Source organism: Pseudomonas sp. c313, from assembly GCF_055407145.1.
This window is the reverse complement of the sequence record NZ_JBUZRD010000004.1, coordinates 292,887-306,899: the sequence shown is the minus strand read 5'-3', so window position 1 is coordinate 306,899 and position 14,013 is coordinate 292,887. Positions and strand designations below refer to the sequence as shown.

At 58.4% G+C, this 14,013-nt stretch carries 12 protein-coding genes and 1 pseudogene; 6 read left to right on the top strand and 7 right to left on the bottom strand.

Annotated features, from left to right (window positions below):
* Positions 1 to 63 precede the first annotated feature (63 nt).
* From ACZRKZ_RS15010 to ACZRKZ_RS14995, 4 genes are all read right to left on the bottom strand, one after another.
* A complete protein-coding gene (locus ACZRKZ_RS15010; RefSeq protein ID WP_463967705.1) occupies positions 64 to 1,032 on the bottom strand; it encodes a sulfonate ABC transporter substrate-binding protein in 969 nt (322 codons plus the stop codon).
* A gap of 94 nt (positions 1,033 to 1,126) precedes the next feature.
* Positions 1,127 to 1,720 (bottom strand): NADPH-dependent FMN reductase, encoded by a 594-nt coding sequence (gene ssuE, locus ACZRKZ_RS15005; protein WP_463967704.1) that lies wholly within the window; start codon positions 1,718 to 1,720, stop codon positions 1,127 to 1,129.
* Positions 1,721 to 2,039: 319 nt separating this feature from the next.
* On the bottom strand, positions 2,040 to 2,678 hold the full coding sequence (locus ACZRKZ_RS15000; RefSeq protein WP_463981951.1) for a peroxiredoxin: 639 nt from the start codon (positions 2,676 to 2,678) through the stop codon (positions 2,040 to 2,042).
* A 281-nt stretch (positions 2,679 to 2,959) separates the two neighbouring features.
* Positions 2,960 to 4,285, bottom strand: a complete 1,326-nt coding sequence (locus tag ACZRKZ_RS14995) for an OprD family outer membrane porin (RefSeq protein WP_463967702.1) — start codon at positions 4,283 to 4,285, stop codon at positions 2,960 to 2,962.
* A gap of 368 nt (positions 4,286 to 4,653) precedes the next feature.
* Here ACZRKZ_RS14995 and ACZRKZ_RS14990 point away from each other — a divergent pair.
* A pseudogene (locus ACZRKZ_RS14990) lies at positions 4,654 to 5,345 on the top strand (taurine ABC transporter substrate-binding protein).
* 48 nt (positions 5,346 to 5,393) lie between these two features.
* On the opposite strand, the gene argA reads toward ACZRKZ_RS14990, so the two are convergent.
* Together argA and argE are read right to left on the bottom strand one after the other, a co-directional pair.
* Positions 5,394 to 6,692, bottom strand: a complete 1,299-nt coding sequence (gene argA / locus ACZRKZ_RS14985) for an amino-acid N-acetyltransferase (protein WP_149412283.1) — start codon at positions 6,690 to 6,692, stop codon at positions 5,394 to 5,396.
* A 135-nt stretch (positions 6,693 to 6,827) separates the two neighbouring features.
* Positions 6,828 to 7,976, bottom strand: a complete 1,149-nt coding sequence (argE, locus tag ACZRKZ_RS14980) for an acetylornithine deacetylase (protein WP_463967700.1) — start codon at positions 7,974 to 7,976, stop codon at positions 6,828 to 6,830.
* 159 nt (positions 7,977 to 8,135) lie between these two features.
* On the opposite strand from argE, the gene ACZRKZ_RS14975 reads away from it, so the two are divergent.
* The gene (locus ACZRKZ_RS14975) at positions 8,136 to 9,503 is read left to right on the top strand and encodes a CYTH domain-containing protein (protein ID WP_463981950.1); all 1,368 of its coding nucleotides are present in this window, start codon (positions 8,136 to 8,138) and stop codon (positions 9,501 to 9,503) included.
* 45 nt (positions 9,504 to 9,548) lie between these two features.
* Here the strand turns inward: ACZRKZ_RS14975 and ACZRKZ_RS14970 are convergent, their stop codons facing one another.
* Positions 9,549 to 10,019, bottom strand: a complete 471-nt coding sequence (locus ACZRKZ_RS14970; RefSeq protein ID WP_133100867.1) for an Lrp/AsnC family transcriptional regulator — start codon at positions 10,017 to 10,019, stop codon at positions 9,549 to 9,551.
* A gap of 127 nt (positions 10,020 to 10,146) precedes the next feature.
* On the opposite strand from ACZRKZ_RS14970, the gene ACZRKZ_RS14965 reads away from it, so the two are divergent.
* The 4 genes from ACZRKZ_RS14965 (at position 10,147) to ACZRKZ_RS14950 (ending at position 13,962) form a co-directional block, all read left to right on the top strand.
* Entirely contained in the window at positions 10,147 to 10,494 is a 348-nt protein-coding gene (locus ACZRKZ_RS14965) for a hypothetical protein (protein ID WP_463981949.1), read from the top strand.
* Positions 10,495 to 10,578: 84 nt separating this feature from the next.
* A complete protein-coding gene (gene tfpB, locus ACZRKZ_RS14960; RefSeq protein WP_463981948.1) occupies positions 10,579 to 12,339 on the top strand; it encodes a type IV pilus assembly ATPase TfpB in 1,761 nt (586 codons plus the stop codon).
* A gap of 245 nt (positions 12,340 to 12,584) precedes the next feature.
* Entirely contained in the window at positions 12,585 to 13,505 is a 921-nt protein-coding gene (locus ACZRKZ_RS14955; protein ID WP_463967697.1) for an SPFH domain-containing protein, read from the top strand.
* Between the two features lie 10 nt (positions 13,506 to 13,515).
* The gene (locus ACZRKZ_RS14950; RefSeq protein WP_463981947.1) at positions 13,516 to 13,962 is read left to right on the top strand and encodes an NfeD family protein; all 447 of its coding nucleotides are present in this window, start codon (positions 13,516 to 13,518) and stop codon (positions 13,960 to 13,962) included.
* Positions 13,963 to 14,013: the final 51 nt, after the last annotated feature.

Here is a 14,013-nt window from a genome sequence, read left to right as displayed (position 1 = left end):
CCGTGGGTAGGCAGGAACCAAAAAATATTGAGGCCCATGGAGTTGTCTCCTGAAGAAGTCGGATTACGGCGCTTTGGCAACGGTCGCAGGCGGCGTCCAGATCACGTCCTTGATGCTCAAGTGTTTCGGGATCAGTTTGAGTTGGTAGAAGGTGTCGGCGATTTTCTGTTGGGCGGCGACCACTTCCGGCGTCAGGAACAGCGCGCCGTAGCCCTGGCGTTTCACTGAGGTCAGGGTGATGTCGGCGGGCAGGCCGAGCAGCGGCGCGACTTGAGTGGTGACTTCTTCAGGGTTGGCCTTGGACCACTCGCCCACGGCGCGCACTTCTTCCACCAACGCCTTGATCACTTCAGGGTGTTTTTCGGCGTAAGGCTGGGTCGCCAGGTAGAACTGATGGTTGTCGGCGATGCCGGAGCCGTCACGCAGGGTGCGGGCTTGCAGTTGTTTCTCGGCGGCGGCCTGATATGGGTCCCAGATCACCCAGGCGTCGACGCTGCCACGCTCGAATGCGGCGCGGGCGTCGGCGGGCGGCAGGAATACGGTCTGCACGTCGGTGTATTTCAGGCCAGCATCTTCCAGGGCACGCACCAGCAGGTAGTGCACATTGGAGCCTTTGTTGAGCACGATTTTCTTGCCCTTGAGGTCCTGCACCGATTTGATCGGTGAGTCCTTGGGCACCAGGATCGCTTCACTGGTGGGGGCCGGCGGTTCGTAGGCGACGTAGAGCAGATCGGCACCGGCGGCCTGGGCGAACACCGGTGGGGTTTCACCGGTGACGCCGAAATCGATGGAACCGACGTTTAGCCCTTCCAGAAGCTGCGGGCCGCCGGGAAACTCCGTCCATTGCACCTGCACGCCCTGCTCAGCCAGGCGCTTTTCCAGCGAGCCCTTGGCCTTGAGTACTACCAGAGTGCCGTATTTTTGATAGCCGATACGCAAGGTTTCGGCCGCTTGAGCTTGAACAATGGCGCCGAAGGACACAGCCGCAGCAAACAGTGCGACCAGACCACGACGCAAGATGACAGTGCGCATGGCGCTCTCTCCAATTATGCGATTAGGATTTTGGCGGCACCTGCTTGGCCGTTGGCGGCTGAGTAAGGTGAGGGTTTCTAGATCAGGGTGAAGCTCAGATACTCCAGCGAGCACTCAACAAACGTTCATTCAACACATGTGGGTCAAGGGGCTTGGGGCGGCGGGCCATGGCGCTGTAGAACTGATCCAGGGCCTCGCTCAAGCGTTTTTCGAGAATCGGCACCAATTGCGCCTGGGCACTGCCTTCGCCGTACGCGATCTGGCTGTCTTCGGCGAAGATCCCGTGGAGCAATTCCTGGGCTTTCAGGGCTGACAGCACCGGCTTCAAGGCGTAGTCCACCGCGAGCATGTGGGCGATGCTGCCGCCGGTAGCCATCGGCAATACCACTTTGTGGGCCAGGGCGCGCTCGGGCAGCAGATCAAGAATGGTTTTCAACGCGCCCGAAAACGAAGCCTTGTACACCGGCGTGGCGATCACCAGGCCATCCGCGTTTGCCACTTGCGCCAGCAGGTCGATAACCTTGGGGCTGTCGAAACGCGCATGCAGCAAGTCTTCGGCCGGGAAGTCCCGTACCTGATAACTCACCACTTCCACGCCTTGCTGCTGCAACCAGCGCCGGGAATGATCCAGCAAGACCCCAGAGCGGGAGCGCGGGCTGGGACTGCCACCAAGTGTTACGACCAGCATCTAGAGAATTCCTTGAGCAAGTGTCGGCGGTTCGCTGTGTGGCGATGGCGCCAAGATGGGACAGACCTTATCAGCAGATTCATATATCTATAAATCTCATTTTTTCATTTGTTTATTCTTTAAATGAATATGAGGATATTCAATCGCCAAACGAAAAAAAGGCCGTAAAAACGGCCTGAAAACCCCTGCTTTCCTGTAGGAGCGAGCTTGCTCGCGAAGAACGCACAGGCACCGCGGGCAACCCGACACGCTGCGTTATCGTTGACGTTCTTCGCGAGCAAGCTCGCTCCTACAGTTGATCCAATTGATTCGGCTGATCTCAACGGTTGGGTTGAGGTGTCAGTCGCAGGTACGGCTTTACCGCGCGATAGCCCTTCGGAAAGCGTTTCTTGATCTCTTCCTCATCCTTGAGCGAAGGCACGATCACCACTTCATCACCGTCCTGCCAGTTGGCCGGGGTGGCGACTTTGTAGTTGTCGGTCAGCTGCAACGAGTCAATAACCCGCAGGATTTCGTGGAAGTTACGGCCGGTGCTGGCCGGGTAGGTGATGGTCAGGCGAATCTTTTTGTTCGGGTCGATCACGAACAATGAACGCACAGTGAGGGTGTCGTTGGCGTTCGGGTGGATCAGGTCATACAGGTCAGAGACCTTGCGGTCGGGGTCGGCCAGGATCGGGAAGTTGACGACGGTGTTCTGGGTTTCGTTGATGTCTTCGATCCACTTGTGGTGCGAATCCACCGGGTCTACCGACAGGGCAATGGCCTTGACACCGCGCTGGGCAAATTCGTCCTTGAGCTTGGCGGTGAAACCCAACTCGGTGGTGCATACCGGGGTGAAGTCCGCCGGGTGGGGAAAGAGCACGCCCCAGCTATCGCCCAACCACTCGTGAAAGCGGATCTTGCCGGCACTGGAATCCTGTTCGAAGTCGGGGGCGATATCGCCCAGTCTGAGGCTCATGGTGTGGCTCCTGATGAGTGCTTATGGAGCCCACTGTGCCTGCGTTAGGGGTTATTTAAAAAGAATAAATATCGATTTATCTAGACGATAAAGGAATATTAAAAATCTGTTCACTGGACCGCGACAAAGGCGCAGACCAACATGCACCCAAGGTTCGAGAAGGCCTTGAGACGCTGTAAAAAAGAGGGTTCAGGAAGGGCTTGCGGGGGTTGAGCCCGACTTGTGCAAAACGAGCAAAAAAAAACCTCGCGTTTATCGCGAGGTTTTTTTCTTAACTTGGCTTACAGGAAGCTGTAAGTGTAGTTAAAGATCAGACGAGTCTGATCCTGGTCCTGAATGCCGGTACCGCTGCCGCGATAGGCACCGTGACGCAGCGTGGTGCCAAAGCCTTTCAGTGCGCCCTGCTGAATGGTGTAGTCGATGCGCATATCGCGCTCCCACTCAGACTGGTCACTGCCACCGTTCTTGGCTTTGATGTTGTCGCCATACAGGTAAGCAATCGAGGTTTTCAAACCTGGAACGCCCAATGCAGCGAAGTCATAGGAGTACTGACCGAAGGTGGTGTTTTCACCCGCACGCACGAAAGAGTTGATCATGCTATCGGTGAAGAGGTAGAAGCTGGAACCACCGGCACCTTCGTTACGACCATTGCCGTCGACAACGCCGCCCTGGTTCAACCAGACGAAACCACCGTCATCATTGACACGCTGATGCCCGACCATGAACGCACTGCCACCCAGGGAGTAGGTGAACATGGCGCTCCAGGTTTTGTTATTAACCTCGCCAGTATCCTTCGCGTAACCACCGTTGTTGTTGAACTGGTAGCCAGCCTGGCCATTCTTGCCGTCGGAGCTGCTGTCAAAGTAGCGCAGATCGGTTTTGAACGACTGACCCTCGGTGATCGGGTAGACGTGGACCAGACCCAGGAAGTGCTGCTTATAGAAGTCTTCCAGGTTGGCGTAGTAGTACTGCAATGTCAGGTCTTTGGTGACTTTCCAATCAGCACCGCCAAAGCGGAACTGGTTGCTTTCCTGACTAGCGCCGGCGATAGACAGGCCCGTGCTGTTGGTCGAAGCACGCCCGGTGGCGTGCTCAAGTTGACCGGCGTTGAAGGTCACATTGTCGATTTCTTTGGAGGTGACAGTGCCGCCTTCAAAGGTCTGTGGCAGCAGACGACCGTCGCTTGCAATCAGAATCGGCAGGTTTGGCGCCAGAGCGCCACCCAGGTGAGCTTCGGTCTTGGAGAAGCGGGCCTTAACGTTGGCACTCGCGCTACTCCAGCTACTCACGGCAGAGCCGTCAGTGTCGCTTGGAACGAAGGAGTTGCTATCTGGGTGATGGCCCCGGCCACCGTCAAGGTGAAGACCGACCAACGCCTGAGCATCAATACCAAAGCCAACGGTGCCTTGAGTGAAACCAGACTGGTAGTTGAACTTCAAGCCTGTAGCCGTTTCGCGCTGGTCCGACCCGCCTTCACGCTGGTCGTTATCAAAATAAAGGGTCCGGGAACTGACGGATGCCTTGCTGTCCTCAACGAAACCTGCGGCGCCTGCTTGTTGAGCCAGAACCCCAGCCGCGACGGCGATCGCCAATGTGTACTTCTTCATGTACCGCTCCTCTCATTTCTAATTTTTGTAGTTCTTGGTCTCGGGTCTGACGCCCTTGATCCACAGATGCGCGATTAGCGCCAGATCGTGACTGACAAGTCAACGTAACCTTGCGTGTCTACGACCTTGGTCTAACCGCAGTTATTTGGTCCCTGCAGGGTAATGAGTTTTTCATACACCCAAAAAGAATTATTTCATCCTTTTTCATACGATTCAGGAATAAGATTTTCCATGGGGCGATAGACCCGACAACGGGGGCACCGCTCCATAAGCTAATTCCTAAAGGGTATTTGTTGGCCATTTTTTAGATCGCTTAGTGTGAACGTACAGTTGCATACGTCACTCACGATCAAAAAGGCGACGCCATCATGGCCAAACGCACATCCTCTCGTCAATTTGTTACAGTTTTTGTATCGCTAGCGCTTTCTTTTAGCGTGCAGGCGGCCAACCTCACCATTGGTTATCAAACCGGCATCGACCCCAGCAAAGTGCCCCAGGCAGACGGCTTGTACGAAAAAGCCATCGGCGAAAAGATCGACTGGCGTCGCCTCAACAGCGGCCCGGACGTAATCACCGCGATTGCCTCCGGCGATGTGCAGATCGGCAACCTCGGCTCAAGCCCATTGGCAGCAGCCACTTCGCGCAATCTACCCATCGTGGCGTTCATCGTATCGGCCCAGATCAATAGTTCTGAAGCTTTAGTCGTGCGTAACGGCAGCGGCATTGACACACCCCAGGACCTGATCGGCAAAACCATTGCCACGCCGTTCGTCTCAACCTCCCATTACAGCCTGCTTGGCGCCTTGAAGCATTGGGGGCTGGACACCTCGAAAGTCAAAGTGGTGAACCTGCAACCAGTGCCAATGCTGCTGACATCCCTGAGTTGCTGACCGGCTCGACGTTCCCCGATGCCAGGGCGCAGCAAACCGACGCCTTGCTTAATGGCGGAACGGCCAAGGCGCTTGGGGAAACGGCGAAGTTTCTCAAGGAACAAGGAAAGGTGGAGACGGTGCTGCCGGATTATTCGGCGTTTGTGACGGGGGAGTTTGTCAGCGATTAAAGAAAAGCCAAATGGAGCGAGCGTGCTCGCTCCTAGCAAGAAAGGGGGTTACAGCGTTTTTTCGAAGATCTTCGAATTACGCTGGAAGTTGTACAGCGAAGCCCGCGCCGACGGCAGGCGATCTACGCTGCTGGGCACAAAGCCCCGCTCGCGGAACCAGTGGGCGGTGCGGGTCGTCAGCACGAATAGCGTCTTCAACCCCTGGGCCCGGGCGCGGGTCTCGATGCGTTCCAGCAGTTCATCACCCCGACCACCATGACGGTACTCCGGGTTGACCGCCAGGCACGCCAGCTCGCCGGCATCCGACTCGGCGATTTGATACAGCGCCGCACAGGCGATGATCATGCCTTCCCGCTCGACCACGCTGAACTGCTCGATCTCCCGCTCCAGCACTTCGCGCGAGCGACGCACCAGAATCCCCTGCTCTTCCAGTGGGCTGATCAGGTCCAGCAAGCCGCCGACGTCTTCAATCGCCGCCTCGCGCACCAGTTCGAACTGCTCCTGGGCCACCAGCGTACCGCCGCCGTCACGGGTAAACAGTTCGGTGAGCAAGGCGCCGTCTTCGACGTAGCTGACGATATGGCTGCGCCCAACTCCGCCACTACACGCCTGGGCGGCGGCATCCAGCAATTCGCCCTGGTAGTCGCTGCCCAGGCGCTGCAAGTGCGCGGGCACTTGTTGCGGCCGCAGTTCACGCACCAGGCAACCGTTTTCATCGATCAGGCCCAAGTCGGCGCCAAACAGCAGCAATTTGTCAGCACCCAGGTCGATGGCCGCACGGGTGGCGACGTCTTCGCAGGCCAGATTGAAAATTTCCCCGGTAGGCGAGTAGCCCAACGGCGACAACAGCACGATGGAACGCTCGTCCAGCAGGCGGTTGATGCCCTTGCGGTCGACCCGGCGCACTTCGCCGGTGTGCTGGTAATCGATGCCATTCAGCACGCCGATGGGACGCGCTGTCACCAGGTTGCCACTGGCCACCCGCAGGCGCGAGCCCTGCATCGGCGAAGAGGCCATGTCCATGGACAGGCGTGCTTCGATGGCGATGCGCAAGTGGCCAACCGCGTCGATCACACACTCCAGGGTCGTAGCATCGGTGATGCGCAAGCCTTCGTGGTAATGCGGGGTCAAGCCACGAGCGATGAGGCGGGTTTCGATTTGCGGGCGCGAACCGTGAACCAGCACCAGTCGCACGCCAAGGCTGTGGAGCAGTACCAGGTCATGAACGATGTTGCCGAAGTTCGGATGGTCCACACCATCGCCCGGCAGCATGACCACAAAAGTGCAGTCGCGGTGGGCGTTGATGTAGGGCGAAGCATGACGAAGCCAATTGACGTATTCGGGCATAAAACCTGGGCCTGTAATAAAAAGCAGCCGAAAAAGGATGAATCGTGAAAACACACAGCGGGCTGTTGCTTATCGTCGGAACAGGCTTGGCGACACGCTCACTCTCCTTTATGTACGGGATGGTCAGTGGTTAATTTATGCAGGTTTCAGGCAGTAATGTTCAATCAGTTCCCGCAATAGACGCACTGTAGGCGTCAAGCGTGACATTTCGAGGTACTCGCCCGGCTGGTGGGCGCAGGCGATGTCGCCAGGGCCAAGCACAATGGTTTCGCAACCAAGGCGCTGAAGATAAGGCGCTTCGGTGCCGAACGCTACTGCTTCGGCACGATGGCCGGTCAGTCGCTCTGCAACGCGCACCAATTCAGCGTCCTCAGCCTGCTCGAACGGCGGCACTTCGGGGAACAGCGGCGCATAGTCGATCTTCACCTGATGGCGCTCGGCCAAGGGTTCCAGTTTCTGTCGGATGGCGGCGCGCAAGACTTGCGGGTCCATGCCCGGCAAGGGCCGCAGATCAAACTCCAGGGAGCACTGGCCGCAGATGCGGTTGGGGTTGTCGCCGCCATGAATGCAGCCAAAGTTCATGGTCGGTTGCGGCACGCTGAACTGCGGGTTGCGGTATTCACGCTGCCAGGCCAGGCGCAGGCCGCGCAGTTCGCCGATGGCATCGTGCATGGCTTCCAGGGCGCTGTGGCCCAGGCTTGGGTCCGACGAATGGCCGCTGCGTCCGAGAATATCAATGCGCTCCATCATCACACCCTTGTGCAGGCGGATTGGCTTGAGGCCCGTCGGCTCGCCAATCACCGCCGCGCGGCCCAGCGGGCGCCCCGCCTCAGCCAACGCCCGGGCACCGGCCATGGAACTTTCTTCATCACAGGTGGCGAGAATCAGCAGCGGTTGCTTGAACGGTTGATCCAACAGCGGTTGCACGGCTTCGATCACCAGGGCGAAAAAACCCTTCATGTCGCAGCTGCCCAAGCCTACCCAGCGACCGTCCACTTCCGTCAGCTTGAGCGGATCGGTCTGCCACAGCGCGCCGTCGTAAGGCACCGTATCGCTGTGCCCCGCCAGTACCAGGCCACCAGGTCCGGTACCGAAGCTGGCCAGCAGGTTAAATTTGCCGGGGCTGACCTGCTGGATGTCGCAGGCAAAACCCAGGTCGCCGAGCCAGGTCGCCAGCAAGTCGATCACCGGCCGGTTAGTTTGATCGAGAGACGCCTGGGTACAACTGACCGAAGGTGCGGCAATCAGCGCGGCAAATTGATCTTTCATGGGTGGTAAAGGCATGCGCTGTCTCTCAACTTACACAGATGAAACCCATCATAGAGCTATCTGCGCCGAGGAATAAACCGTTGCGGCACGTTGCCGGGCTCAGTCCTGTACACTGCACGACTTTGGCAGCCACACATTTCCCCGGCTGCGCTCCCGATCCTGGATTTTCCGGCCATGCAGAAAGAAACCGAAATCAAGCTCCGCGTCAGCCGCGAAACCCTCGCCGCGCTGCGTGAGCACCCGTTACTGAAAAAACGCAACAAAAGTGGCTGGGAACGCCGTGAGCTGATGAACCAGTACTTCGACACGCCTGAGCGTGACCTGGCCCAGGCCAAGGTGGCGCTGCGCCTGCGCAAGGATGGCGACGAAGTGATCCAGACCCTCAAGACCCGTGGCCAGAGCGTCGCCGGCTTGTCGGAACGTAACGAATACGACTGGAAACTGGCCAAAGCCAAGCTCGACGTGAAGAAGCTCGACGGCGAATGCTGGCCCGAGCAACTGGCCGATCTGGACAAGAAGACCCTCAAGCCGATCTTCACCACCGATTTCGTCCGCGAACGCGCCGAAATTGCCTGGGGCCGTGGCAAGGCCAAGGTGGTAATCGAAGCCGCCCTGGACCTGGGCCACGTGATTGCCGGCAAACAGAAAGAAGAAATCTGCGAACTGGAACTGGAACTGCGCGAAGGCGAACCCGCCGCGCTGCTGGAACTGGCTGCGGAATTGGCGGCGACCCTGGCGCTGATGCCCTGCGATATCAGCAAGGCCGAGCGTGGTTATCGCCTGTTCGACGCCAACAGCTATTCCCTGAGCCTGCCAGCGCCGGTGCTGCACGCCGAAACGCCGCTGGACGACGCTTTCGCCGCCGTGATGTGGCATTTGCTGGGCAGCAGCCAGCGCCTGGCCGAGCAGTATCGTTTCAACGGTCACTGGCGCCTGTTGCAAGACTGGGTGGAAAACCTCGGCGAACTGCGCGCCTTGATCGGCAGCCTCGGCCAAGCCGCGCCACGCCAATCCACCAGTGAACTGCGCAGTGCGCTGGACGCCTTGCTGGAAGACTGGCGCCCGTTGGTCCAGGCCGGCGACGAAGATGAAGACGTGCGCAAAGCTGCGCCGGAACAGTTCGCCGATGAATTGGAAGACGTGCGCTGGGGCCTGTTCTCACTGAACACTTCCCGCTGGCTGCTGGCCCGTACCTGGGCTACTGATCGCAACGTACGCGGCAACCGTCAGGGCGCGGCACAAGTCGCCAACTGGCTACCGCGCCTGCTGGCCGACGAAGCCGTCGCCCTGCAACTGCAGCGCTACCAGCAACAGCCGGAAGACTTGGCAGAGCAACTGCCACGCATCGAACGCATCCTGGCCTGGTTGCACCATGCGCGTCAGGTACTGGAAATCCCGGAAATGGATCGCTTGTACGGTGAGCTGAATAAATTGGCGCACCTGGCCAATCAGCCGATCACCGATGAATCGTTGGATGCGCGGATGCACCAAGCGATTGCGGTGTATCAGAATCGGGCGTGGAAGACTTTACTGCGCCTGTGAAAAATCTGTGGCGAGTGGGCTTGCCCCGCTCGCCACAAGGGCCACCTAGCGCAACACCGGTAAGCTCGTCGTTGATTTGATCTCCGACAGGGCCACAATCGAATTGACCTCCTGAATCCCCGGCACCATCGACAGTTTTTCGAAGAAAAACCGCTCATACGCCTCGATGTCCGACGTGACGATCCGCAGCAGAAAATCCACCGCCCCCATCAGCACATAACACTCCAGAACTTCCGGGAAACCGCGAATCGCCTCGGTGAATTCGGTGAAGTTGGAGCGCCCGTGCGCATTGAGTTTGACCTCGGCGAAAATTTGCGTGTTCAGGCCGATTTTCTTGCGGTCGAGCAAGGTCACCTGTCCACGGATCACCCCTTCCTCCTTGAGCCGCTGAATCCGCCGCCAGCACGGCGACTGCGAGAGGCCGACCTGTTCGGCAATCTGCGCGCTGGAAAGCGAAGCGTCTTCCTGTAGCAGCGCCAGAATCCGGCGGTCGTATATGTCCAACTCACTGTGCATAAAAATACCCGTCAGCGTCATACCTACGAATTGATTTATTCATTTATAAGCCAATATGTCCAAACATAGATAAGAAATACCCGCTGCCGAATGTAAAAATTTCTCCAGTCGAATCCGGAGAATTGCCATGCACTCAGTCGAAGCTACTCGCCCAGCCACCCGCGTCGATGCCTGGGCAGTCAACAACAGCCATTGCCGGGCCCACTATCAAATCCTCGCCGAGGCGGAACCCGACGTGTTGTGCCGGGTGCTCAACTACTTCGCCCTGCAGTTTCTGGTGCCGCAGCAGGTGAGTGTGATGCGCGACGATGACCTGTTGACCATCGACGTGGTCATGGACGGTTTGAGCTGGCATCGGGCCCAGGTGATCGGTGAAAAACTTCGTAACCTGATCAGCGTCTGTTCGCTGGAGCTGCAACCGCTTGAATCCACGCGGCTACAAGCGGTACAGGCGGTACAGGCGGTGGCTCAGTAAAAGCCTGCAATACCCTGCTGGACGACAAGGTCCAAGGCGCAACTAGCCTTGTGGCACCTCTCGATATCGTCCAGGAAATTCACCATGCCCGTTGCGCCAACCCCTCAGGATCGCAGGCTGACGCTTGATGAGCTGCTACCCGCGTTGATCACACAAGGACTGATCAGCGAAGACATGGCCAAGCTGTTGTCGAACGAGACGAACAACGGACTACATCCCCTGGAGTTTCTCGCCAGCCGGCAGCTCGCCAATCCCGCCCACCCTGGCCAGTCGCTGTCCCTGGAAACCCTGACGCAATGGCTCGCCTGTCACCTTGGCCAACCCTACCTGCGCATCGACCCGTTGAAGATTGACGTGGCGACGGTGGTGCCACTGATGTCCTACGCCTTTGCCCAGCGGCATAAAATCCTCGCCATCGCCCTCGACTCCCAAAGCGTGACGGTCGCCAGCGCCGAGCCTTATCTGTGCAGTTGGGAAATAGGTCTGGCCCATGTACTGAAACGCTCGATCAAACGCGTGCTGGCCAATCCCCAGACCATCCAGCGCTGTAGCGTGGAGTTTTTCAGGCTGGCCAAGTCCGTCAGCGGCGCTGATCAAAAAACGCTCAGCGCGTTCAATCCCGAACAGTTGCTCAACCTCGGCGCCAGTGACCAGGAGCCCGACGCCAACGATGCGCACATCGTCAACATCGTCGATTGGCTGCTGCAATACGCCTTTGATCAGCGCGCCAGCGATATTCATGTCGAACCCTGTCGCGATCAGGGCCACGTGCGCTTTCGCATCGACGGGCTGCTGCACGATGTCTATCAATTCCCATCCCAGGTGACGACGGCCGTGGTCAGCCGCCTGAAAAGCCTCGGGCGGATGAACGTGGCGGAAAAGCGCAAACCCCAGGACGGCCGTGTGAAGACCAAAAGTCCGACCGGAACAGAAATGGAACTGCGCCTCTCGACCTTGCCCACAGCCTTTGGCGAAAAGCTGGTCATGCGGATTTTCGATCCCCTGGTGCTGCTCAAGGACTTCCACCAACTGGGGCTCTTAAGTAACGACCTGCAACGCTGGAAAAGTATGACCGGCCAGACCAACGGCATCATTCTGGTCACCGGTCCCACCGGCTCGGGCAAGACCAGTACGCTGTACACCACCCTCAAACAGCTGGCGACCCGCGAGGTCAACCTGTGCACCGTGGAGGACCCGATCGAGATGGTAGAGCCGGCCTTCAACCAGATGCAGGTCCAGCACAACATCGACCTGACCTTCGCCAGTGGCATACGCGCGCTGATGCGCCAGGACCCGGACATCATCATGATCGGTGAGATCCGCGACCTGGAAACCGCCGAAATGGCGATCCAGGCCGCGCTGACCGGGCACCTGGTGCTGTCGACGCTGCACACCAACGACGCGCCGAGCGCCATCAGTCGCCTGCTGGAACTGGGAATTGCTCATTATTTGATCAAGGCAACCTTGCTGGGTGTCATGGCTCAGCGTCTGGTGCGCCTGCTGTGCCCGCACAGCAAACAGGCCACCGCCCTGACGCAAGAGGATTGGCAAAGCCTGACCCAGCCTTGGCCGGTCCCGCACCCAGAGCAGGTTTATCAGGCCGTCGGCTGTCCGGAATGCCGGGAAAGCGGTTATCGCGGGCGGGCGGGCGTTTACGAAATCATGCGGATGAGCGATGACGTCAAGGCACTGATCAGTCCGGACACCGATGTGCAGGCCCTGCGGCGCGAGGCGCTCAAGGACGGTATGCACAGCCTGCGGTTATCGGGCGCGCTCAAGGTGGCCGAAGGGCTCACAACCCTTGAAGAAGTGTTGCGGGTAACGCCCCAGAACGAAGTGCGATAAAGATTACGCCGCCAAAGATGCCAGTAACATCAGCACACTTATTTAACAAAATGACCAACGGGGCGGGGCCAAAGATCATGAAAGCACGCCGTAGAGGGGGCACGGTTTGCCCTTAAGGTCCGCCACGTCACCACGAGTGATGCAATCCCTTGATTGTTCACCGAGTAAACCGTTCTTATCTCTGACAAGCCCGTTACAATCAACCAAACCTCGCTTTACCGCCACCATCCAGACAGGGACTCGTTATGCAGATCGGTACCGTATTGCTTCTTTTTGTAGGCTTGGCTATCGCCATCCTCTTCATGGGTTTCAAGGTCGTGCCACAGGGCTATCAGTGGACGGTCGAACGCTTCGGGCGCTACACCAACACGCTCACACCCGGCCTGAACATCATCATTCCGGTCATGGACCGCATCGGTCGCAAGATCAACGTAATGGAAAGCGTGCTGGATATTCCGCCCCAGGAAGTCATCACCGCCGACAACGCCACGGTACAGATCGATGCTGTGTGCTTCTTCCAGGTGGTCAACACCGCCCAGGCGGCCTACGAGGTGAACAACCTCGAACACGCCATCCGCAACCTGCTGCAAACCAACATCCGTACCGTGCTCGGTTCCATGGAACTGGACGCGATGCTCAGCCAGCGTGACGGTATCAACGAAAAACTGTTGCGCACCGTCGACGAAGCGACCGCGCCGTGGGGCATCAAGATCACCCGGATCGAAATCAAGGACATCAGCCCGCCTGCCGACCTGATGGCCGCCATGTCCGGCCAGATGAAGGCCGAGCGGATCAAGCGTGCCCAGATCCTTGAAGCCGAAGGCCTGCGGGCGGCGGCGATCTTGACGGCTGAAGGCAAGAAGCAGGCACAGATTCTTGAAGCCGAGGGTGGTCGCCAGGCCGCATTCCTGGAATCCGAAGCCCGTGAGCGTCAGGCCGAGGCAGAAGCCCGCGCCACCAAAGTGGTGTCGGAGGCAATTGCCACCGGTAACGTGCAAGCCATCAATTATTTTGTTGCACAGAAGTACATCGAAGCCCTCGGCAAGCTGGCCTCGGCCAACAACAGTAAAGTGATCCTGATGCCTCTGGAAGCCAGCCAGGTGATCGGTGCGGTGGGCGGCATCGGCGAGATCGTCAAAGCCACCTTCGACAACAAGAAAGCCTGAGGCACACGCCATGTGGGAATTCTTGCAGAACCTGTCTTTTTGGGACTGGCTGGCACTGGGCACCGTGCTATTGATCCTTGAGGTGTTCGGTGCCGGTGGCTATCTGTTGTGGATGGGTATCGCGGCGGCGGCCGTCGGCGTGCTCAAGTTCCTGATCCCAGGGCTTGGGCTGGAACTGCAGCTGCTGCTGTTTGCCGTGCTGTCCATATTGACGGCGGTGTATTGGTGGAAACGCCAACGCAGCAGCGCCAAGGTCAGTGACCAACCGGGGCTGAACATGCGTGGTTCGGAGCTGATCGGTCGCACCTTCGTGGTGCATCAAGCGATTATCGACGGCCGGGGCAAGATCAAAGTCGGCGATGGCGTGTGGATGGCCACCGGTGAAGATGCGCCGGTGGGGGCTCAAGTCCGAGTGATTGGCCAGGATGGCGTGGTTCTGCGGGTTGAAACTGTTTAGTCAGCCAGGGAACTAGGCTGGGCTATCTATAATCCAACGATTTAGATAACC

Bases quoted from the DNA above. Each gene is read 5' to 3' on its own strand.
- ACZRKZ_RS15010 (WP_463967705.1), bottom strand. From the start codon at position 1,032: ATGCGCACTGTCATCTTGCGTCGTGGTCTGGTCGCACTGTTTGCTGCG.
- ACZRKZ_RS14975 (WP_463981950.1), top strand. From the start codon at position 8,136: ATGCAGAAAGAAACCGAAATCAAGCTCCGCGTCAGCCGCGAAACCCTC.
- ACZRKZ_RS14995 (WP_463967702.1), bottom strand. From the start codon at position 4,285: ATGAAGAAGTACACATTGGCGATCGCCGTCGCGGCTGGGGTTCTGGCT.
- ACZRKZ_RS14955 (WP_463967697.1), top strand. From the start codon at position 12,585: ATGCAGATCGGTACCGTATTGCTTCTTTTTGTAGGCTTGGCTATCGCC.
- argE (WP_463967700.1), bottom strand. From the start codon at position 7,976: ATGCCTTTACCACCCATGAAAGATCAATTTGCCGCGCTGATTGCCGCA.
- ACZRKZ_RS15000 (WP_463981951.1), bottom strand. From the start codon at position 2,678: ATGAGCCTCAGACTGGGCGATATCGCCCCCGACTTCGAACAGGATTCC.
- argA (WP_149412283.1), bottom strand. From the start codon at position 6,692: ATGCCCGAATACGTCAATTGGCTTCGTCATGCTTCGCCCTACATCAAC.
- ACZRKZ_RS14970 (WP_133100867.1), bottom strand. From the start codon at position 10,019: ATGCACAGTGAGTTGGACATATACGACCGCCGGATTCTGGCGCTGCTA.
- tfpB (WP_463981948.1), top strand. From the start codon at position 10,579: ATGCCCGTTGCGCCAACCCCTCAGGATCGCAGGCTGACGCTTGATGAG.
- ACZRKZ_RS14950 (WP_463981947.1), top strand. From the start codon at position 13,516: ATGTGGGAATTCTTGCAGAACCTGTCTTTTTGGGACTGGCTGGCACTG.
- ACZRKZ_RS14965 (WP_463981949.1), top strand. From the start codon at position 10,147: ATGCACTCAGTCGAAGCTACTCGCCCAGCCACCCGCGTCGATGCCTGG.
- ssuE (WP_463967704.1), bottom strand. From the start codon at position 1,720: ATGCTGGTCGTAACACTTGGTGGCAGTCCCAGCCCGCGCTCCCGCTCT.